Origin of the sequence: Kitasatospora sp. NPDC008050, from assembly GCF_042957465.1 — a bacterium.
Lineage (GTDB): Bacteria > Actinomycetota > Actinomycetes > Streptomycetales > Streptomycetaceae > Kitasatospora.
Genome location: NZ_JBIBIJ010000002.1, coordinates 409,264 through 427,588, shown reverse-complemented (window position 1 = coordinate 427,588; position 18,325 = coordinate 409,264). Strand labels below are relative to the sequence as shown.

The 18,325-nt window shown below is 70.7% G+C and carries 22 protein-coding genes; 7 read left to right on the top strand and 15 right to left on the bottom strand.

Annotation, left to right across the window (positions count from 1 at the left end):
* Together ACFZB9_RS05390 and pip are read left to right on the top strand one after the other, a co-directional pair.
* Complete coding sequence (locus ACFZB9_RS05390; protein ID WP_391443795.1) at positions 1 to 231, top strand: hypothetical protein; 231 nt, start codon at positions 1 to 3, stop codon at positions 229 to 231.
* A complete protein-coding gene (gene pip / locus ACFZB9_RS05385; RefSeq protein WP_391443793.1) occupies positions 224 to 1,183 on the top strand; it encodes a prolyl aminopeptidase in 960 nt (319 codons plus the stop codon). Before ACFZB9_RS05390 ends, pip begins: the two co-directional genes overlap by 8 nt.
* Here the strand turns inward: pip and ACFZB9_RS05380 are convergent, their stop codons facing one another.
* The 12 genes from ACFZB9_RS05380 to ACFZB9_RS05325 all read right to left on the bottom strand — a co-directional run bounded on the left by ACFZB9_RS05380 (position 1,184) and on the right by ACFZB9_RS05325 (position 10,193).
* The gene (locus ACFZB9_RS05380) at positions 1,184 to 1,774 is read right to left on the bottom strand and encodes a dihydrofolate reductase family protein (RefSeq protein ID WP_391443791.1); all 591 of its coding nucleotides are present in this window, start codon (positions 1,772 to 1,774) and stop codon (positions 1,184 to 1,186) included.
* Positions 1,775 to 1,864: 90 nt separating this feature from the next.
* Complete coding sequence (locus tag ACFZB9_RS05375) at positions 1,865 to 2,803, bottom strand: hypothetical protein (RefSeq protein WP_391443789.1); 939 nt, start codon at positions 2,801 to 2,803, stop codon at positions 1,865 to 1,867.
* Between the two features lie 281 nt (positions 2,804 to 3,084).
* Positions 3,085 to 3,957, bottom strand: coding sequence for an ABC transporter permease (locus tag ACFZB9_RS05370; RefSeq protein ID WP_391443787.1), 873 nt, complete (start codon positions 3,955 to 3,957; stop codon positions 3,085 to 3,087).
* Positions 3,957 to 4,940 (bottom strand): ATP-binding cassette domain-containing protein, encoded by a 984-nt coding sequence (locus ACFZB9_RS05365; protein ID WP_391443785.1) that lies wholly within the window; start codon positions 4,938 to 4,940, stop codon positions 3,957 to 3,959. Before ACFZB9_RS05365 ends, ACFZB9_RS05370 begins: the two co-directional genes overlap by 1 nt.
* Before the next feature lie 113 nt (positions 4,941 to 5,053).
* Entirely contained in the window at positions 5,054 to 5,743 is a 690-nt protein-coding gene (locus ACFZB9_RS05360) for a hypothetical protein (RefSeq protein WP_391443783.1), read from the bottom strand.
* Positions 5,740 to 6,438 carry a pentapeptide repeat-containing protein gene (locus ACFZB9_RS05355; RefSeq protein WP_391443781.1) on the bottom strand — a complete coding sequence of 233 codons (699 nt, stop codon included), beginning with the start codon at positions 6,436 to 6,438 and terminating at the stop codon, positions 5,740 to 5,742. The genes ACFZB9_RS05360 and ACFZB9_RS05355 overlap by 4 nt, the downstream gene beginning before the upstream one ends.
* Positions 6,439 to 6,505: 67 nt before the next feature.
* Positions 6,506 to 6,682, bottom strand: a complete 177-nt coding sequence (gene amcA, locus ACFZB9_RS05350; RefSeq protein WP_391443780.1) for a multiple cyclophane-containing RiPP AmcA — start codon at positions 6,680 to 6,682, stop codon at positions 6,506 to 6,508.
* The gene (gene amcB, locus ACFZB9_RS05345) at positions 6,679 to 7,803 is read right to left on the bottom strand and encodes a cyclophane-forming radical SAM peptide maturase AmcB (protein WP_391443779.1); all 1,125 of its coding nucleotides are present in this window, start codon (positions 7,801 to 7,803) and stop codon (positions 6,679 to 6,681) included. Before amcB ends, amcA begins: the two co-directional genes overlap by 4 nt.
* A gap of 145 nt (positions 7,804 to 7,948) precedes the next feature.
* Positions 7,949 to 8,797 carry a helix-turn-helix domain-containing protein gene (locus ACFZB9_RS05340; RefSeq protein WP_391443777.1) on the bottom strand — a complete coding sequence of 283 codons (849 nt, stop codon included), beginning with the start codon at positions 8,795 to 8,797 and terminating at the stop codon, positions 7,949 to 7,951.
* A 28-nt stretch (positions 8,798 to 8,825) separates the two neighbouring features.
* Entirely contained in the window at positions 8,826 to 9,350 is a 525-nt protein-coding gene (locus ACFZB9_RS05335; protein WP_391443775.1) for a DUF6879 family protein, read from the bottom strand.
* Positions 9,322 to 9,627, bottom strand: a complete 306-nt coding sequence (locus ACFZB9_RS05330; protein WP_391443773.1) for a hypothetical protein — start codon at positions 9,625 to 9,627, stop codon at positions 9,322 to 9,324. Before ACFZB9_RS05330 ends, ACFZB9_RS05335 begins: the two co-directional genes overlap by 29 nt.
* Before the next feature lie 140 nt (positions 9,628 to 9,767).
* Entirely contained in the window at positions 9,768 to 10,193 is a 426-nt protein-coding gene (locus tag ACFZB9_RS05325) for an ATP-binding protein (RefSeq protein ID WP_391443772.1), read from the bottom strand.
* A 212-nt stretch (positions 10,194 to 10,405) separates the two neighbouring features.
* On the opposite strand from ACFZB9_RS05325, the gene ACFZB9_RS05320 reads away from it, so the two are divergent.
* The 3 genes from ACFZB9_RS05320 (at position 10,406) to ACFZB9_RS05310 (ending at position 12,020) form a co-directional block, all read left to right on the top strand.
* Entirely contained in the window at positions 10,406 to 11,239 is an 834-nt protein-coding gene (locus ACFZB9_RS05320; RefSeq protein ID WP_391443770.1) for a helix-turn-helix domain-containing protein, read from the top strand.
* Positions 11,223 to 11,432: a DUF397 domain-containing protein gene (locus ACFZB9_RS05315; protein WP_391443768.1), complete on the top strand. Its 210-nt coding sequence runs from the start codon at positions 11,223 to 11,225 to the stop codon at positions 11,430 to 11,432. Before ACFZB9_RS05320 ends, ACFZB9_RS05315 begins: the two co-directional genes overlap by 17 nt.
* Positions 11,433 to 11,618: 186 nt before the next feature.
* Positions 11,619 to 12,020: a GNAT family N-acetyltransferase gene (locus ACFZB9_RS05310; RefSeq protein ID WP_391444285.1), complete on the top strand. Its 402-nt coding sequence runs from the start codon at positions 11,619 to 11,621 to the stop codon at positions 12,018 to 12,020.
* Positions 12,021 to 12,039: 19 nt separating this feature from the next.
* On the opposite strand, the gene ACFZB9_RS05305 is transcribed toward ACFZB9_RS05310, so the two are convergent.
* Positions 12,040 to 12,609, bottom strand: coding sequence for a Uma2 family endonuclease (locus tag ACFZB9_RS05305; RefSeq protein ID WP_391443766.1), 570 nt, complete (start codon positions 12,607 to 12,609; stop codon positions 12,040 to 12,042).
* 316 nt (positions 12,610 to 12,925) lie between these two features.
* On the opposite strand from ACFZB9_RS05305, the gene ACFZB9_RS05300 reads away from it, so the two are divergent.
* Entirely contained in the window at positions 12,926 to 13,462 is a 537-nt protein-coding gene (locus ACFZB9_RS05300; protein WP_391443765.1) for a hypothetical protein, read from the top strand.
* Positions 13,463 to 13,470: 8 nt separating this feature from the next.
* On the opposite strand, the gene ACFZB9_RS05295 is transcribed toward ACFZB9_RS05300, so the two are convergent.
* Together ACFZB9_RS05295 and ACFZB9_RS05290 are read right to left on the bottom strand one after the other, a co-directional pair.
* The gene (locus ACFZB9_RS05295) at positions 13,471 to 14,721 is read right to left on the bottom strand and encodes a serine hydrolase domain-containing protein (RefSeq protein ID WP_391443764.1); all 1,251 of its coding nucleotides are present in this window, start codon (positions 14,719 to 14,721) and stop codon (positions 13,471 to 13,473) included.
* Positions 14,722 to 14,964: 243 nt separating this feature from the next.
* Positions 14,965 to 15,654 (bottom strand): prepilin peptidase, encoded by a 690-nt coding sequence (locus tag ACFZB9_RS05290; RefSeq protein WP_391443762.1) that lies wholly within the window; start codon positions 15,652 to 15,654, stop codon positions 14,965 to 14,967.
* 193 nt (positions 15,655 to 15,847) lie between these two features.
* On the opposite strand from ACFZB9_RS05290, the gene ACFZB9_RS05285 reads away from it, so the two are divergent.
* Complete coding sequence (locus ACFZB9_RS05285; RefSeq protein WP_391443761.1) at positions 15,848 to 18,250, top strand: PQQ-binding-like beta-propeller repeat protein; 2,403 nt, start codon at positions 15,848 to 15,850, stop codon at positions 18,248 to 18,250.
* Positions 18,251 to 18,325 lie beyond the last annotated feature (75 nt).

The window sequence follows — 18,325 nt, the reverse complement described above, 5'->3', positions numbered from 1 at the left end:
GTGTTCGGGCTGCTGCTGGTGCCGAGCCTGCTGGCCGCGCTGCTGGCCGGGCGCGCCCCGGACTGTCTGAGCGGCGGGCCGTCCGGGCAGCGCCGTCCGAGCGGGGCCGTCCGAGCAGGGCTTGAGCAGGGCCGTCCGGGCACGGCGGAAATTCGGGAGACGTCTTTCAACGCGCGGATTATTCTGGCGAGTTCGCTCTTCGCGCCTTCCGAAGGAGATCGCCATGACTGAACTGTTCGACGTGTCCGAACCCTACGATCACGGCCTGCTCGATGTCGGCGACGACAACCGGATCTACTGGGAGGCCTTCGGAAACCCCGAGGGGAAACCCGTCCTGATCGTGCACGGCGGCCCCGGCGGGGGGCGGGGCAAGGGCCGGCGGTCGAGCTTCGATCCCGAGATCTTCCGGATCATCCGGTACGACCAGCGCGGCTGCGGCGACAGCCGGCCGCACGTCGCCGACCCGACCACGAGCCTGGAACACAACACCACCCACCACCTCATCGCCGACATGGAGCGCCTGCGCGAGCACCTGGGCATCGAGCGCTGGATGCTGTTCGGCGGCTCCTGGGGCCCGACGCTGATCGTGGCCTATGCCGAGAAGTACCCCGAGCGGGTGACCGAGATCATCCTCATCAGTGCCTCCCTGGCCAGCCGGGACGAGATCGACTGGCTCTACAACGGCCTGAGCCGGCTGCTCCCCGGCCCCTGGGAGGCGTTCCGCGACGCTCTGCCTGCCGCCAAGCGGGACGGCAACCTGCTGGAGGCCTACAGCCGGCTGCTGAACAGCCCGGACGAGGCGGTCCGCCTGAAGGCGGCGCGCGACTGGTGCACCTGGGAGGACGCGGTGATCGCCCACGAGACGCAGGGCCACCCGGGCGCCTACAGCAACCGCTCGGACGAGGCACTGGTGGCCCTCGCCCGGCTGTGCGCCCACTACTGGTCCCACGACTCCTGGCTGGAGGAGGGACAACTGGTCCGCGACGCCCACCGGTTGGCCGGCATCCCGGGGGTGCTGGTCCAGGGCCGGCTCGACCTGGGCTGCCCGCTGAAGGCCCCGTGGGCGCTGGCCAAGGCCTGGCCCGGTGCGGAGTTGAAGGTGATCGACGACTCGGGGCACACGGGCAGCGACGAGATGACGCGGGTGGTCATGGCGGCGATCGCCGGGTTCGCCAAGAGCTAGCTAGCGTCGGATCAGGCGGGTGAGGGTGACGCCGTTGGGGAAGGCGGTGCGTTCGGCGACTGTGAAGACGGTGGGGTCGAACGCACCGTCGACGAGCGGGATGCCGGCGCCCGCCACCACCGGATAGCTCTTGATCAGCAGTTCGTCGATCTCGGGCAGCAGGACGCCGGCGAGCCTGCCACCGCCGCAGAGCCAGATGTCCAGGTCGGAGTCCTCCCGCTTGAGCGCGCGGACGAGCGCGAGCGGGTCGCTCGGGACGACGGTGACGGCCGGATCGACTGCCGGGCCGAGGGAGCTGGACACCACGTACTGCCGCAGGTGCGCGTACGGGCTGCTGATCCCGGCGTCGAGCGCGGGGCGGTAACTGCCCAGGCCCATCAGGACGGTGTCGAAGCGCCGGTTGGGCGCATGGGCGAGCCCGAAGGCGGCGCGTACGGCGGTCGGGACGGTCTCGGGGTAGAGCGAGGTGGTCCAGGACTGGTAGGCGGCGGTCTGCTGCTCGTCGCCGGCCGGGAAGAAGTCGTACTCACCACCGGGCCCGGCGATGCGGCCATCGAGCGTGACGGCGACGTAGTACGCGAGCTTTCGCAATCCGATGACTCCATAGGTAGTGCTCTGGCTGAAGTGGTGACCCGCCCTCGACGCCAGCCTCGCCTACCACGAGACCTCCGGTCTGCCGGGCTACCCCGCGAGCGCTTGTTCCCGGGCGTCGAGCAGGGCCCGGCGGACCAGGTCGGCGCCCCGGGCGGTGACCGCCGCGCCGCCACCGACCGTGACCGGCGGGGCGGCCAGGCCCGCGCAGGGGCGGCAGATGCCGGGGCGCGGGACGGGGTCGTGGCACAGGGCGCACTCGGCGTAGCGCGGGGCGGGCGGCGCTTCGGGGGGCGGGCTCGCCGGGGGAAGCTTGCGTTCGAGACGACTGCGGAGGAACGCCACCGGGGAGTGGACCGGGGCGGGCAGCCGGGAACAGAGGGCGCGCGCCAGGTCGGGGACGGTGCAGTCGCGCTCCAGCCAGCGGGTCACCAGCGGGGCGAGGGTGCGGGCCTCGGCCTCGCCGATCCGCAGCTGCGGCTCCGGGCGGATCGCCCGGTAGAGCGCGTCGACGGCCGCCCGGGTCTGCTCGTCGGGGACGTCCGGGGGCGCTGGCGGCTCCGGTGGCTCTGGCGGCTCCGGTGGCGCTGGTGGCGCTGGCGGCTCGGTCGCCGGGAGGGTGGGTTCTTTCTCCCGGTTCTTTGCTTCAGGACTGTCAGGGGGGCCGGGCTCCACATCACCGGATCCCGGACGGGTGACATCCGGCGGCGTCTGCTGCCGCGTGTTCCGGGGCGCGACCTGCGGGGTGTCGAAGACGTGCGCCTCGGAGCGGAGCGTGCCGTCGGGCAGCCGGATCAGGTCGACGCGGTAGTACCCCGCCCTGGTCAGCTCGTTGAGGGCCCGGCGGATCGTGCCGCGCCCCTGGGGGCTGGAGTCGGCGATCTGCCGCCCGTCCTCGCGCCAGCCGTCCTGACGGGAGAGCAGGTCGACGAGGAGCCCCCGGGCGGTGAAGCTGAGTTGGCGATCCTGGAGGACTCTGTTGGAGAGCACGGTGAAAGAGTGCGCCTGCGCGCTACGATGGATGAACATTGGGAGACGATGGCTCCTGGTGTCGGACCCCGGGGTGTTCCCGCACCGCCGGGGTCGTTCCTTGTTCTGATGAAGTTTTGGGTTTTCGGGAAACGTAGCACGGTGAGAATCGGTGTGATCACCGAATCAAGCGCCTGATTCAAAGTGACTGATAATTCGTCAGTTTGACTGCGACGTTTCGGTTTTGCCCACCATGTTCGAATAGGGACAGCAGCGCGCGCCGCGCTCGGTGAGGATCCCACCGAGGCGGCGCGTTGTGGTGTCGTGGTGTTCCGTGCGGGTCAGGCCTGGCGGTTGAAGAGCCTCACAGCCCAGAAGTAAGCCGCCACGCTGATCCCGACGCACCAGGCGACGGCGGTGATCCCGTCGTGGCCGATCGGGGTGCCGAGCAGCAGGCCCCGGATGGTCTCGATGATCGGGGTGAAGGGCTGGTTCTGGGCGAACCACCGCAGCCACGGCGACATCGAACCGGTGGGCACGAACGCGCTGCCGATGAAGGGCAGGAGCGCGAGCGGCAGCACGATGTTGCTGGCACCCTCCGGGTTCTTGCTCAGCGTGCCCAGCGCCACCGCCAGCCAGGTCACCGCCATGGTCAGCAGGGCAATCAACCCGACCGCCGCCAGCCAGTGCACCGCGTCCGCCGTGGGCCGGAACCCCATCGCCAGTGCGAGGCCGATGACGATCGCGACGCTCACCATCGTCTGGATCACGCTGCCCACCACGTGCCCCACCAGGATCGAGGCCCGGGAGATCGCCATCGTCCGGAAGCGGGCCACGATGCCCTCGGTCAGGTCGGTGCAGACCGACACCGCGGTGCTCGTGGCGGCGGAGGTCACCGCCATCAGGATGATGCCGGGGGCCAGGTAGTTGATGTAGCTGGTGCCGTGCCCGATGCCGGAGGCGAGCGAGCCGCCCAGCACGTAGACGAAGAGCAGCAGGAAGATGACCGGCACCATCAGCGAGCCCAGGGTCAGCCCGGGGTAGCGCAGCGCGTGCTTCAGCTTGCGCCGCAGCATGGTCGAGGAGTCGCGCAGGGCCTGGGGGCGCGCGGCGGGGGACGCGGGGTTGCTGATGCCGGTGTTGATGCTGATGCTCATGAGGTTGCTGCCCATCTGGTCGGCGGTGGCGGGAGTGGGGGTGGTGGCGGCGCTCATCAGGCGGCTTCCACTGCCGCGGCAGGTGCGGCGGCGGCCGTGGCCGGGCGACCGGTGAGGGCGAGGAAGACGTCGTCCAGGTCCGGGGTGTGCACCGTCAGGCCGCCGACCTCGATCGCCTCGGCGTCGAGCCGGTCCAGCAGCGAGCGCAGCGAGTTCACGCCACCGTCGCTGGGGACCTGGAGCGTGAGCGCGTCCTGGTCGCCGGTCACCTCGCCGAGGCTGCGGGCGGCCCGCGCATAGGCGGTGGGGTCGGTGAAGGTCAGGCTGATGTGCCCGCCCGGGACCAGCCGCTTCAGCTCGTGCGCCGTACCCTCGGCCACCAGCCGTCCGCCGTCCAGCACCGCGATCCGGTCGGCGAGTTGGTCGGCCTCCTCCAGGTACTGGGTGGTGAGGAAGATCGTGGTGCCGCCCGCCACCAGCTCGCGGATGATCTGCCACATCGAGCGGCGGCTGCGCGGGTCGAGTCCGGTGGTCGGCTCGTCCAGGAAGATGATCCGTGGGTTGCCCACCAGCGTCATCGCCAGGTCCAGGCGCCGCAGCATGCCGCCCGAGAAGGTGCTCGCCGGCTTCCTGGCCACGTTCACCAGGTCGAACCCCTCCAGCAGCTCGGCCGCCCGGCGCCGGCCCTCCCGCCTGCCGAGGTGCCGCAGGTCCGCCATCAGGAGCAGGTTCTCCTCGGCGGTGAGCAGCTTGTCCACCGCCGAGAACTGCCCGGTGACCCCGATCGCCGCCCGCACCGCGTCCGGCTCCTGGGCCAGGTCGTACCCGGCGATCCGCACCTGACCGGCGTCCGCGCCGATCAGCGTGGTCAGGATCTGCACCGTGGTGGTCTTGCCCGCCCCGTTCGGACCGAGCAGCGAGAAGATCGTTCCCGCCGGGACATGCAGGTCGATCCCGTCCAGCACGCGCTTGTCGCCGTACGCCTTGCGCAGCCCCGTGGCCTCGATCGCCGGCTGGTCGGTGAGGTGTGACTGAGTCATCGTGTCCGCCCGTTTTCTGGTCGCTCCCTGCTGACGAGACGACTCTCGCCGGGGGCGCTGACAGGCGCTGGAGCGACCGCTGACAGACCGCTGACACGGGGGGAAGGGGTCTGTCAGCGGGATGGGGCGAATGTGCCGCGCGGCCATCGGCCGAGCCAGAAGGCTGCCGTTGAGGGTTCCGAGCAGCCCTGCGTGGAGCCGTCGTGCGGGAGGTACTCGGTGGGCGCAAGGTAGCCCTCGCCGGGGGCGAGCCGAATCCGTATGCACTTCAGCGGCAGCCCGGCGGCGACATAGGCCCTCAGGTCGTCGGTATGCGGGTAGCAGGTTGCGTAGTCGGCTCGGACAGCACGGCAGATCGCCTGAATGTCGACGTCGCAGACGAGCAGGTAGCGGTTGCCGGGGCCGAGGTTGACGCACAGGCGACGGCGGCCTCGGTCCTTCTCGGCGTACGCGAGCTTGTCCCAGTTGTCGAGGTGTACGCCGATGCGGAGGCCGTCGAGGTTGTTCGTCGTGGTGGTGAGCGCGTCTGCAGGGCAGTTGGCTCGGCCGAGCTGGGTGACGTGCGGCTCCTCGAAAGAGCTGCGACCTAGGTCCGCAACACTGACCGGCTCGACGAGGATGGAGTCCGGGGTCTGGGCGTCAGGCTGCAGCCGTCGGCACAGGCCGGTGGCGATCGGCTGCCACGTCCCTGCCGGTACCACCGCGCCGTCTTCGTACCGGGGGTCTCCGGTGATGGCCCGCACCTCGGTGTACGCGCACCTTCGACGAAGCTCAGTCGCGGGCAATACGATCTTCAAGCTCACCCACGGCTCCCGGGGCTCGGATCATCCAGCTCATCGCCGAAGACCACTCCCAGCTCGGCGACCAGCGCCAGGGTGAGTTCGACTTCCTGTCCCCGGTCGATGATGACCTTCGACAGGTGCCCGACGCCGCGCAGCGTGGTGAGGTCGTTGCCACGCAGGTCCAGTTCCTTGTAGGAGCCGCGGTCGAACTCGGCCCGGCGCAGGGTGCACTGGTCGATGGCGGCCCGGCTCAGGTCACACCCGGTGAAGGTGGACTCCACCAGCGCGCACTTGGTGAAGACGACGGGCCCGGAAGCCCGGATCTGGTCGAAGGTGGCGTAGTCGAGCTTGCAGCCGTCGAAGAGGACGTTGTCGAGGGTCAGCCTGCTCAGGGTGGCGCCCATGAGCTTGCAGTCGCGGAACACGACGCGGGAGAGCTTGCTGTCCGTCCACTGCGCTGCGCCGAGGTCGCAGCCGTTGAACTCGACGGAGTCCGCCCGGACTTCCTCCAGGTGCACCCGCTCGGCGCGCAGGCGGGTGATGCGGCCGGCGGAGAGGCCGGCCTTGGCCAGGTCGAGGGTTCGCAGATCGGCATCGGCGTACCGGAACTCCTGGACGGCACCTCGCGGATGGTCCAGAGAGGTGACGTTGGAGAGGTAGCCGTCGTCCAGCTCGGGGAGGGTGACGCTGACGCGGCCGAAGGCGCGGTTCTTCACGGTCGTGCTCTCTCTCGGATCGGGGGCCGGGCCCGGAGCTCGCTTGCAGGCCCGGCCCGGGGGGCTGCTACTTCTTGTTCCAGTTGTCCCAGGTCGGCCGGTTGTCGAACGCGGGTGCGGCGTTCGCGTTGTCCCAGGTGGGACGGTTGTCGAACTTTGCGACGGCCGGCAGCCCGCCGGCGGAGTCGACGAGGTCGGTGATCACGACGGAGTCGGTGACCTCCAGGAGTTCGAGCAGGGTCATGCGGCTTTCTCCTCTCGGACGGTATCGGACAGGGCGACCACGAGGGCTTGCCTCGACACGCGGCAGTAGCTCGTCTCGGTGGTGTCAAAGCGCCCGTTCTCGAAGTAGCGGTTCCCGGCCTGCGCTCCGCGGCAGAAGCCGTAGAACTCACAGGTGGCCTCGCAGTTGTCCAGACCGGTCAGGAACTCGTCCACATAGGGGAGCCGGTGGGCCTGCTCCAGCATCGAACTGATGGAGTGCTCCAGGACGTTGCCGGCTCGGAAGTTGTCGTAGTCGGGGGCGATGGTGCCGGCGAGCTCCGGTGACAACAGCACCACGTCGCCGGCGGAGGAGACGGTAGGGATCGGATCGAGCAGGACGCTGCGCCAACCGTCGCCAGAGCGGAGTGCGCGCAGGTATCCGCCGAGCCGGTCGACTTCCCGGACGCTCAGCTGGCGGTTGCGTCGGGTCCACGCGATGGCGCGTCGCCAGAACTCGGTGGCCTGCTCGAACGTGGGGGTGGGACGGCTGGCGCTGGCGCCTTCCTGCTCCTCGATGTTGAAGCCGACGCTGATGCAGCCGAGGGAGGCGAAGAAGTCCAACAGTTCTTCCGGCTGCTGCACGCTCTCGGTAGTGACGACCGCGATCGCCGAGAAGTCGATGCCGTGCTCACGAAGACGGCTGATGCCGTTCATGATGCGGCGGAAGGCGGTGCTGCCGCCGAGGCCGACGCGGTGCCGATTCAGATGCTCGGGGCCGTCGATGCTGACTCCGATCCGGAACTCCTTCTCGGCCAGGAAGTCACACCACGCGCTGGTGATCAGGGTGGCGTTCGTCTGCATGTAGTGGTGCAGCCGGCCGGCACGACGCAGATCGTCGAAAGGGGCGGCGAGTTCGCTGAAGCGCCGAACTCCGAGCGCAGTCGGCTCGCCGGCGTGCCAGACGAGGTCGAGGGGTGTGCCCGGGGCGGCGAAGTCGGCCGCCGACCGGGCGACGGCGTTGGCGACCTGGAGCGACATAGGGCTTCGCCTGGCACGGTCCAGCAAGTAGCAGTAGTGACAGTCGAGGTTGCAGAAGCCGTCGGGCTGCACCACCAGGGTGCGTGGCCGAGCCGCGATCCGCCGGGCATACTTGTCCTGCATCCTGTGCCTCCTTCGCGCCTGCATGCGTGCGGGGACAACCACGCGCGTCGCACCGGGCCCGGCTGTTGACACGCTGTGGCTGGATGCTCGACGCTACGGATCAACTTCACCGGGGATCAATGAAGTTGCACGGATTTGCGCGGATTCACTCCAAGGCGTCGATCGCGGTGGTGATGAGTGAGCGGGCGTTGGCGCCGTGGACGGCGAGACCGGCGAAGCGGCTGAACGCCTGGACATAGAGAGAGATGTCGCTGGGAACGGTCACGGTGACCTGCGCGGAGAGGAGTTCCACGGCAGCCTGCTGGTCGTCGAAGATGTTGAAGGTCTCGGTCGGCCACATGGTGCGGTTTGCGGCGAAGGGAATGATCCCCAGTGACACCGAAGGCAGCGACATGGCGGTGAGCAGGTGGCCGAGCTGCCCGGCCATGGTGGCACTGTCGCCGATTCGGTACCGCAGGACGGCCTCCTCAATGACGAGGGCGAATCGGTGGTTGCCGTCACGGATGACGTGGGAGCGGGCGAGACGCGCCGCGACGGCTTCGGTCACGTCGTCGGGGGTCTGCCGGAAGTCGGCCACCGTGCCGAGCAGAGCCGTGGCATACGCCTCGGTCTGCAGGACCCCGGGCACGACCCGGGAGGAGTAGGAGCGGAACAGGCGGGTGCGCTCGTACAGCGGCACGCGCGCCTCCTGAGCCTGGCGCAAGCCGGTGCGGGTGAGGCGGCGCCACTCGATGTACATGGAGTCGACGGAGCGGTTGGCCGCGATGAGGTCAGCGGCCTGCTCCTCCGCTCCGCATGCTCGGCACCACGCGCGGATGTCATCATCCGACGCCGGGGTCTTGCCATGGAGGATGCGGGAGGTCTTGGCGGCGTGCCAGCCACAGATGGCGGCCAACTCCCCGCCCTTAACACCGGCGTCGCGCATGAGGTCCCGGAGGCGACCGGCGAGGGCTTCGCGGGCGGCCTGGGCGCTGGAGGACGGGGAGGTCGGCATCGGTGCTGGTGATCGGCGATGGGGCCGGTCAGATCGAGTACATCTCGTGGGGGACCGCGCGCTCCCACGCCGACTCGAACGCGGTGGCGCACAGCTGCGCCACCGCCGGATCCTCGCTGAAGGACGGGCCTGCGGACTCCCCGTCACCGGTGAAGTGGTTGAACCGAACCAACCGGCTGTCGAACAGCCAGAAGTCGTTGCCGGGCAGGGCGATGTCCGACGCCTGGCTGCGGGGGAGCCAGCGGATCCTCTCCCCGGCCGCGACGTTGGTGAACGTCCCCGAATGCTCGAACCGGATGTATTCCGACACCGGCTCGGACACGATCCGTACGCGGCGCACCCTTACATCACGGGCAACGGTCTCGGCGATGAGGTCGAGGAAGGGACGCCACCAGGAGGCCCGGTCAGCGGGGTCGTGCCGGAAGCCGTCGCGCCATGCGGTGAACGCCTCGACCTCCTTGGTGACACTGTAGGAGTCGCGCATCTCCAGGTGAACAGCGGTGTGCTGAGCTGCCTTCAACTGCTCAGCGAACGTCGGCACGTTCAGCGGCATCGCACGCACTCCTCAGGATCGGCACCATGCGTGCCGGCAGTCGCACCACGTCCTCGGTATCGGGGATGCTCCCGGTCTCCAGGCACTTGGCGCGCAGCTCCTGGCCGGCCTTCCAGCCCTGGACGACGATCTCGTTGGCATCGTCGTCGAACCACACCGTCGGGCACTCGTCATCTCCCGTCTCAGGGTCGATCCCGATGAACCGTAGTGCCATGAGTGCCTCCCGCAGCAAGTCGGGTGTACGGATTTTCACGACGATTCCGGACTGCCGAGCCACCGTCAAGAGCGTGGAACCTCGGGCGGGCGAAACGACCTGTGCAATTGGCGGCCGGGCGGCTGTCCCGGTGGCTCCAGGAGGAGCCGCCCTGCCGCGTCCTCATCGCCGGGCGAAGAGGGTCGGACGCGGCACTGGCTGCCCTACCCCGGCCCCTCCGGCCCGACCGTCGCCCACACGCGCTTGCCGATGCCCTCGCGCGGGCCGCAGCCCCAGGAGAGGGCGAGGCGGTCGACCAGTTGCAGGCCGCGCCCCGACTCGCCGTCGGTGGCGTGGGAGAGGAGGGGCCGGGTGCTGCTCGGGTCCTCGACCGCGATCCAGAGCCGCTCGTGGTCCACCTGGAGGCCGACCCAGATCAGCTGGTCGGAGCGGGTACCGTGGAGGACCGCGTTGGTGGCCAGCTCGGAGAGAACCAACTCCCCGTTGTCCCGGAAGCGTTCACCACCCTTGACGCGGCTGAGGAGCTCCCGGAGGAGCCGCCGCGCCATGGCGGGGGAACGGTCACGGCGCGGGAGCCAGCAGGAGTCGGTGGCGACCAACTCGGGCGTGTCGCTGGGGGTATCAGGCATAGCGGAACCTCTTGGCTCCGAACCGGTGCGCGATATCGTGGAGCACGTCGACCTGCTTTCTCGATTCCCAGGTTGGCCAATCCCCGGGGCGCTGGCAGGCGTCGCCGGGGTCAGTTTTCGGCGGTTTCCAGATTGGCCGAAAGGGAAGGCTCCAACCACCCCCGAACTGTTACCAAATCGCTGTGGTGGACGCTGATTTGAAAGGGTGTTCGATGGAGCTGCACGAGGACGAGGGAAAGGCGACCCCGCGCACGATGCTCGGTCGCCGGCTGCGCCGGATGCGCAACGACGCGGGTCTCTCCCTCCGCGCCCTCGCTGAGCAGGTGGGATACCCGCACACGTACCTGAGCCGAGTCGAGCACGGTGAGCAACTGCCCTCGGAAGCGCTGGTCGCTGCGCTGGACGCGCACTTCAGGACGAACGCGCTCTTCGCCGACCTGCTGGAGATGGCGCAGGAGACCGCAACACCCGACTACCACCGCAGCTTCGTCGAAGGCGAGGGCCTGGCCAGCCGGATCCAGGTGTTCACCAGCAGCCTGGTCCCCGGACTGTTGCAGACCGAGGACTACGCACGCGCCCTGTTCCGTGTCTCTATTCCGGGCGAGCCCGACGAGCAGATCACCGCACGCGTCGAGACCCGGATGCGGCGCAAGCGGATCTTCACCAAGGACGACCCACCGTTCTTCTGGGCCATGATGGACGAGGCCGCGCTGAAGCGGCCGCTCGGCGGCTCAAAGTGCATGCGGGAACAGCTGCGCCAGCTGCTCGAACCCCGCATCCCTCACATCACGATCCAGGTGCTCCCGTTCTCGCAGGGAGCCCACCCGATGCTGGGCGGCAGCCTTACCCTGCTGACCATGGAAGGCGGCACTACGATCGGCTACGTCGAGAGCTTCGCCTCCGGGGAGACGGTCGAGTTGCCAAGGAAGGTCGTTGAACTCACCCAGATGTTCGACCTGGCCCGCTCGAAGGCGCTGCCCGAGAAGGAGTCTCTCGATCTGATCCGTACCTACCTGAAGGAGTACGAGAATGACGACGAGTCCTGACAGCCACTCCTGGCGCAAGAGCAGTTACAGCAACGGCCAGGGAGGCGACTGCGTCGAGGTCGCCGACGGCCTTCGCGCTTCCGTCCCGGTGCGTGACAGCAAGGATCCCGAGGGTCCGGCGTTGACCTTCCCCGCCGGGGCCTGGTCCGCCTTCGTCGCCGACGTGAAGTCAGGCCTTCTCCCCACCATCTGACACCTCGCCGTGCCGTCCGGTCTCCTTCATCAGGCCAGCCACACCGCCAAGGGGACCGGATGAGCGCCGGATAACCGCTGGCCAGGATCGACACCCGCCGGTACGGTCCCCTGCGTGACCAACGAAACCAAGATCAGCGTCCGGCGCGCGGACGCGGCCGACGCGGCGGAGATCGCCACCATCCACATGACCTCCCGCGCGGCCACCATGCCCTACCTCGGCCCGCAGAAGCGCACCCACGACCAGGTGACCCGCTGGGCCGAGGACGTCCTGCTCAAGGAGTGCCAGACCTGGGTCGCGGTGCGCGGCACGGAGGTCCTCGGCTACGCCGCCCTGGAGGGCGACCTGCTCGAACACCTCTACCTGCGGCCCACCGTCCGCCGCCAGGGCATCGGCACCCTGCTCCTCGCCGAGGTCCAGCGGCACAGCCCCGTCGGCGTCTCGCTGCACGTCTTCGAGCAGAACACCGACGCCCGCGCGTTCTACGAGCGCCACGGCTTCACCGTCATCGCCACCACCGACGGCAGCGGCAACATGGAGAAGCTCCCCGACCTGACCCTGCGCTGGACCCCGGACGGCGCGCGCTGAGGTCGGCCCGTCCGATCCGTCAGTCCGGATAGCGGATCAGGGCGCTGGTGGTCAGGCCGAACGCGAACGGCTCCGGGATCGGCACGGTGTCGCCGAACCTGCCGTTCCACTGCTGGTGGTAGACCCCGTCCGCCGGCTCGGAGTAGAGGGTGAGCCCACCCTCCCTGGGGTCGATCAGCAGGTAGAGCGGAATGCGCATCAGCGGGTAGTCGCGGACCTTGCCCACCAGGTCGTTCTCCGGATTCGACGGCGAGACGACCTCGACCGCGATCGCGGCCAGTTCGGCCGGCACGTCGTTTCCGCCGCTCTCGACCACCGCGATCGGGATGTACGTCAGGTCCGGGTTCCGCAGCTTGCCGACGTTCGGCGAGGCCAGGTCGGTGTTCTCGCTCGGCATCAGCTCGGCCGGCCGGTGAGCGTCGAGCTGCTCCCGGACGACCAGCAGGTTGCGCTGGTGGATCACCGACGGCCCGGCCATCATGATGATCTCGTCGCCGGATACCTCGATCTTCCAGCCCGAAGGCGGAGTCAGGCTCTGCGCGTACTCCAAGAGCTTGGCATGACGTTCGGGCACCCGGGACTCGGTCATACCCTCATTCTGCCTGGACAGCGAGAGCACCGCGTTCAACCGATCCATCCCTCCCGCCCCACCCCACCCCACCCCACTGTCAGCCTCCCTGGCTACTATCTGGTGATCAGACAGAACCCTGCGTCGTTCTCAAGGTCCGGGCACAGCCATGCCCAGCAGCCTGAGCCGGCGCCGCTGCCCGAGCTGGTCTACGCGCCCGCCCGGCCGATCACGCACGAGGGACGCCCCGAACTCCTCTACGAGGTCCGCCGCTACCCCGACGGACGGCAGGTCCTGGCACGGTATCTTCTGACGCCGGCCAGCAAGGGACCACAGCATGTTCGAGCGCGACAACACCATCCCGTCGGACTGGAAGCGCGTCCACCTGAAGGGTCACCCACCCAAGATGATGGTGCTCTCGATCCCCATTCTCGGGACCCGCTGGTACAACCGACGTTGGGACTACTGGGCGGTCCGCGCGATCTCCCTAGCCCTGATCGGCGGTACGGCTGCAGTCCAAGTGCTCATGTACCAGTCGATTCTCGCGTATGACTCCCATGTGACAGAGTTCGGCGCGGAGTGGTGGGGGATCATAACGTTCGGCGCCGTTGTCACCGCCGAGGGCATCTGGGTGAGTTGCGTCAGCCGCAGATTGCCGCTCGTCGGCCTGCGGCGCCGCCTACCCAAGATCATTTCCTATCCGCTCGACATCCTGCTGTCGCTCAACTTTCTCTCCTTCGTATTCCTCGGCCCCGGGCTCTTCCTCTGCGCAACCATCGATGCCCTGCGCCCCACCCCCTACGCCGAACGCGTCGCCCGCAGGGACCTCGCCGAGCAGCTCCGCGCCCACGAACGCCTGTCCCGCAAGCGCTGAGCCGGCCCTCACTTCCCGCTAGCCCCCGGCGCCAGGACCGCGCCGAGCAGGCGGTCGGACACCGCTGACGGGCCGCCGTTGTTGACCGCCATGCTGGAGACCGAGAACACCGCGCGCAGCGAGAGGTCGCGGGTCGCGAACATGCCGTTGACGTAGCCGTAGTCGTGGCCCGTCTTGCCCCACAGGGTCTGGCCGTTGGGCAGCGGGATGGACATCAGGCCGGCCCCGAAGCAGGCCGGGCCGGGCTTGCCGCCGACCGCGCAGTTGAAGGTGTCCGCGTACGGGACGGGCTTGCCGTCGGCGCCCTTGGGGATCGTGAACATCTCGTTCAGCTGGGCGGGTGCCAGCAGTTGGCCCTTGAAGAGCGCGCTGATGAAGTGGTCCAGGTCGGCCGGGGTGGAGATCATGTTGGACGGGTCGCCGCCCTGCTCGCTGACGTCGACGGGCTGGCCGGCGCTGTTGGTGAGGTAGCCGTGCAGGTAGGGCTTGGGCATGGTCGGGTCGTCCTCGGGCACCGAGGTCTGGTCCAGGTGCAGCGGGTCGAGGATGCGGCTGGTCACCTCGTCCTTGTAGGAGTTGCCGGTGATGTGCTCGATCAGCGCGCCGCCGATCCGGAAGCCGAGGGAGTTGTACTCCTGCTCGGTGCCGGGCACGAAGTGCGCGGTGGGCCGGGGACGGCCGTCGGTGGGCTGCAGGGTGCCCTCGATCTCGTCGTCGAAGCTGCGGTACTGGAGGTGACCGGCGATCTCCTGGTCTACGGTCAGCGGCGGCGCGCCCTCGAAGACGTCCGGCAGGCCGCTGGTCATGTTGAGCAACTCCCGGACGGTGATCGGGTCGTACCCGTCCGGGAGCAGGCCGGGCAGGTACGACTGCACGGTCTGGTCCAGGTCGATCCGGCCCTCGGCCGCCAGCTGCAGGATCACCACGGTCTCGAAGGTCTTCGAGATGCTGCCGATGTGGAAGTGCGCGTTGTCCGCGACGTTGCGCCCGGTCACGGTGTCGCCGGAGGCGCCGCGCCACAGCTGCCCCGGCTCGGCGACCCGGGCGACGGCGCCCGCGGCCTGGTCGCCGGGGCGGATGTTGATGGCCGCCTGGAGCGCGGCCGGGTCCAGCGCGGGGAAGCCCGGCGTGGACACCGGCACCCCGGTGCCCGAGCCGGGTGCGTCCGCGAAGGCCGTCGCCCCGCTTGCGGCGGTGGTGGCGACCAGGGCGGAACAGGCCAGGCTCAGGGTGGCGATGCGGCGGACGAGGGTGTTCATCGATGACTCCGACTGAAGATGCGTCAACTGGTGGGGCGTACAGGAACATCCTGTCGAGCTACCGCCCCTGCCGGGTATCGGGAAGAACCCTGGAACACCCCTGAGGCACTGCCCTGAGAGGCTTCCCGGCGCCCCCGCCAGGTCAGCCGCCCAGCGCGCTCAGGTCCAGCAGCGCCAGCCGCCCGGGGTCGGCTCGGCGGGTCGGCTCGGGTCGGGCCGGCTCGGGCCGGCTCGGGGGGCCGGTCAGCTCGCCGCCAGCACCGTCAGCAGTGCCCCCAGCAGCATGCACGGCCCGAACGGCAGCGGGTCCTTGGGCCTGGCCCGCCGGGTCAGCAGCAGGGCCACCCCCCAGCAGGCGGCGAGCAGGAAGCCCGCGAAGGCGCCGTCCAGCACCCAGCGCCAGCCGTACCAGGCGAGCAACGCGCCCAGCGTCGGGGCGAGTTTGGCGTCCCCGTGGCCCATCGGGCCGAGCGCGGCCAGCGCCCAGTACACCAGGCCGAGCGCGAGGGCGGCCAGCAGGCAGCGGAGCAGCACGCCACCGTGCTGGAATCCGGTAGCGAGGAGCAGCACGGCGGTGCCGGCGGCCAGCGGCAGGGTCAGCGCGTCCGGCAGCCGGTGCACCGCCGTGTCGACGAAGGCGAGCACCACGCCGAACAGGCCGACCCAGGCCAGCAGCAGCCCGACCGGCCAGCTCGCCGCCGTGCCGACGGCCAGGCCCACGCCCACCGCGACGACCTCCACGGCCAGCGGTGGCGGGCCCGACCGCTCGGCGCAGCCCGGGCAGCGGCCGGTCGGCGGCAGCCACCACCGCGCCCGCGCGCAGCGGCAGGTGCGCGGTGGCTCGCCGGCGGGCACCGCGTGGCGGGTGGCGGCCGCGCGCAGGGCGGGGGCCGCGGCCGCGCCGGCCAGCGTGCCGAGGATCAGACCGATCATGCTGCTGCTCCTCCCCTGCCCGCGCCACCGCCAATCACGGCGCGGGCCGGCAGTGCGCCGCACGGGACCGACTGCCTCGCACGCACCCGGACTGCGCCCGCGCACAACGCTGTTGGTCTTCCCAGCGGGGCGCGCGCCCACCACAGTAGTGATCTGACCGATCGTCACCGACGACGCACGGGGGATCACACGCATGGCGCCGCAGCCGCTCGGGCCGCAGGATCCGCGGACCATCGGGCCGTACCGACTGCTGGCCCGGCTCGGTTCCGGCGGCATGGGCCGGGTCTACCTGGGACGGCCGAGCGAGGGCACGGGGCCGGGGCCCGTCCGAGCCGTCGCGGTCAAGGTGGTGGACGCCGACTACGCGCGGGGCCGTGACTACCGGCCCCGGTTCCGGGCCGAGGTGACGGCCGCCGGCGCGGTCAGCAGCCCGTTCGTGGCGGCGCTGGTCGCGGCCGACGCCGAAGCCGAACCGCCCTGGCTGGCCACCGAGTTCGTGCGCGGCGTGGCGCTGCGCGAGCTGGTGGAGAAGGGCGGGGCACTGCCCGAGCGCACGGTGCGCCGGCTGGGCGCCGGGCTGGCGGAGGCGCTCACCGCGATCCACGCGGCCGGGCTGGCGCACCGCGATCTGACGCCCGCCAACGTGCTGTTGACCGCCGCCGGGCCGCAGGTGATCGACTTCGGCATCGCCCGCGCCGCCGGGGCGCCCGCGCTGACCCGCACCGGCGCGGTGATCGGCACACCCGGCTACCTGGCGCCCGAGGCGGCGGCGGGGTTCCGGGCCGGGCCGGCCGGGGACCTGTACGCGCTGGGCGCGGTGCTCCACTACGCCGCCACGGGCCACCGGCCGCACCTCGGCCCGCCCTACCGGAGCAGACCGGGCACACTCGCCGGTCGGCTCGGCCGGCTCGCCGGCCACGGCCCCGACCTGCGCACGGTGCCGGCCGGCCTGCGGCCGCTGCTGCGCGACCTGCTCTCCCGCGACCCGATCGACCGGCCGCTCGCCCGGGCGGTGCGCGGGCGGCTGCTGCCGGACGAGGCCGGGGAGGCGCTGGAGTATCTGCCGACCTGGCTGCCGGCGGCGATGCGCTCCATCGTGGAGGAGCAACTCCGGGCGGCGGACGGCTATTTGCAGCCCGCCGGACGGGCCGGATCCGGGTTCGGCCGGGCGCTGGCCCAGCTCGGCGGGGCGCTCACCGGCGGGGGGCGGGACGCAGGCCCGGGCACCGCCGGTCCCGTCCACGGCCCCGGCCCCGGCCCCGGCCCCGCAACGCCTGCCGCCGCCGTCGCCCCGGCACCCGCCCCCGTGCCGGCGCCGGCGCCGGCGCCGGCCAGCGCCCCGCCCCGCGCACCCGCCACGCTCTCCCGCCGCAGCGCGCTGCTCACCGGCGCGGCCGCCACCATCGGCGCGGGAGCGATGAGTTGGGCCGCGCTGGGCCGCCCCGGCCCTCCCCCGCCCGCCGCACCGCCCGTCGAGCAGCTGCAGCGGCTCTGGGTGCACAGCAGCGACGTCGAGGACAGCCTGCAGCCGGAGTTCGCTCCCTCCCCCGCGAACGACATGCTGCTCTACACCTCTGACGGGCAGCTGATCGCCGTGGACGGCATCAGCGGGGTGGTCGCCTGGTCGTTCACCGCGCCCGACGGCCCGCTCAGCCACCCGGTGGTGACCGGTCCGCTGACCCTGGCGCTGGCCGGCAACATCATCTACTGCTTCAACACCGCCACCGGCACCCAGAACTGGAGCACCGCCGGCACCCCGCCGACCCGGCCCCCGGGGCAGCTGTCGACCTCGCTCGGCCCGGTGCTGCCGCAGACGCTGCTGCTGGCCAACGACTACGCGCTGTACGGCGGCGGCCCGGTGCTGCCGGAGAGCGGCCCGCCCACCCAGTACGCCTGGTTCGCGCTCTCGCTCGGCAACCACGCGGTCAAGTGGGCCGTCCCCGACACCATCATCCGGACCGGCACGATCTTCGCCAGCGACTCCGCCTACCGCGGCCGCACCCAGACCGGCGCGCTGGTCTTCGCCTCCGACACCTCCGGCTACGTGACGGTGCTGGACCCCCTGCACGGCGACGCGCTGTGGCAGTTCCCGGCGACCAGCGCGGCCGACCCGGAGACCAGCACGGCCAAGCGCACCAGCTGGATCGTCCCCGACATCGACCAGTTCTACCTGCCGGTCGGCCAGGACGAGTTGACCCTGCAGGCGCTGGCCAACGCGGACGGCAGCGAGCTCTGGCAGGCCGCGCTGCCGCGCGGGGCCGCCGGCCCCTGGGCGCCGCCCGCTCCCTACCGCGGGCTGGTGCTGGCCACCTGCGGGCCGCCGCTGGTGTACGCGTTCGACGCCTCGGACGGCGCCCAGCGCTGGTCCTGCGCGCTGCCCGGGCCACCGGCCACGGCGCCCGCCCTGGTGGTGCACGACAGTCTCTTCGTGCCGGGCGCGTCGAACCAGCTGTACCGGGTCGACCTGCGCCGTCGGCGCGTGGACGGGGTGTTCGCGCCGGACTCGCGGTTCGCCGCCGGCTGGCGGCTCGACACCGACAACGCGCTGCTCTACGCGGCCCTGGGGCGCTCGTTCTATGCCCTGCCGGTGCCGTGACCAGCCCCGCCCGTACCGTGACCAGCCCCGCCGGTGCCGTGAACAGCCCTTCCCGTGCCGTGACGCGTGGGCCGG

What these genes read in the sequence shown, in the direction of transcription:
- ACFZB9_RS05375 (WP_391443789.1), bottom strand. Translation starts at nt 2,803, where the DNA reads ATGTTCATCCATCGTAGCGCGCAGGCGCACTCTTTCACCGTGCTCTCC.
- amcB (WP_391443779.1), bottom strand. Translation starts at nt 7,803, where the DNA reads ATGCAGGACAAGTATGCCCGGCGGATCGCGGCTCGGCCACGCACCCTG.
- ACFZB9_RS05310 (WP_391444285.1), top strand. Translation starts at nt 11,619, where the DNA reads ATGACCTCCCGCGCGGCCACCATGCCCTACCTCGGCCCGCAGAAGCGC.
- ACFZB9_RS05305 (WP_391443766.1), bottom strand. Translation starts at nt 12,609, where the DNA reads ATGACCGAGTCCCGGGTGCCCGAACGTCATGCCAAGCTCTTGGAGTAC.
- ACFZB9_RS05370 (WP_391443787.1), bottom strand. Translation starts at nt 3,957, where the DNA reads ATGAGCGCCGCCACCACCCCCACTCCCGCCACCGCCGACCAGATGGGC.
- amcA (WP_391443780.1), bottom strand. Translation starts at nt 6,682, where the DNA reads ATGACCCTGCTCGAACTCCTGGAGGTCACCGACTCCGTCGTGATCACC.
- ACFZB9_RS05295 (WP_391443764.1), bottom strand. Translation starts at nt 14,721, where the DNA reads ATGAACACCCTCGTCCGCCGCATCGCCACCCTGAGCCTGGCCTGTTCC.
- ACFZB9_RS05315 (WP_391443768.1), top strand. Translation starts at nt 11,223, where the DNA reads ATGACGACGAGTCCTGACAGCCACTCCTGGCGCAAGAGCAGTTACAGC.
- ACFZB9_RS05290 (WP_391443762.1), bottom strand. Translation starts at nt 15,654, where the DNA reads ATGATCGGTCTGATCCTCGGCACGCTGGCCGGCGCGGCCGCGGCCCCC.
- pip (WP_391443793.1), top strand. Translation starts at nt 224, where the DNA reads ATGACTGAACTGTTCGACGTGTCCGAACCCTACGATCACGGCCTGCTC.
- ACFZB9_RS05325 (WP_391443772.1), bottom strand. Translation starts at nt 10,193, where the DNA reads ATGCCTGATACCCCCAGCGACACGCCCGAGTTGGTCGCCACCGACTCC.
- ACFZB9_RS05285 (WP_391443761.1), top strand. Translation starts at nt 15,848, where the DNA reads ATGGCGCCGCAGCCGCTCGGGCCGCAGGATCCGCGGACCATCGGGCCG.
- ACFZB9_RS05300 (WP_391443765.1), top strand. Translation starts at nt 12,926, where the DNA reads ATGTTCGAGCGCGACAACACCATCCCGTCGGACTGGAAGCGCGTCCAC.
- ACFZB9_RS05365 (WP_391443785.1), bottom strand. Translation starts at nt 4,940, where the DNA reads ATGACTCAGTCACACCTCACCGACCAGCCGGCGATCGAGGCCACGGGG.
- ACFZB9_RS05335 (WP_391443775.1), bottom strand. Translation starts at nt 9,350, where the DNA reads ATGCCGCTGAACGTGCCGACGTTCGCTGAGCAGTTGAAGGCAGCTCAG.
- ACFZB9_RS05340 (WP_391443777.1), bottom strand. Translation starts at nt 8,797, where the DNA reads ATGCCGACCTCCCCGTCCTCCAGCGCCCAGGCCGCCCGCGAAGCCCTC.
- ACFZB9_RS05320 (WP_391443770.1), top strand. Translation starts at nt 10,406, where the DNA reads ATGGAGCTGCACGAGGACGAGGGAAAGGCGACCCCGCGCACGATGCTC.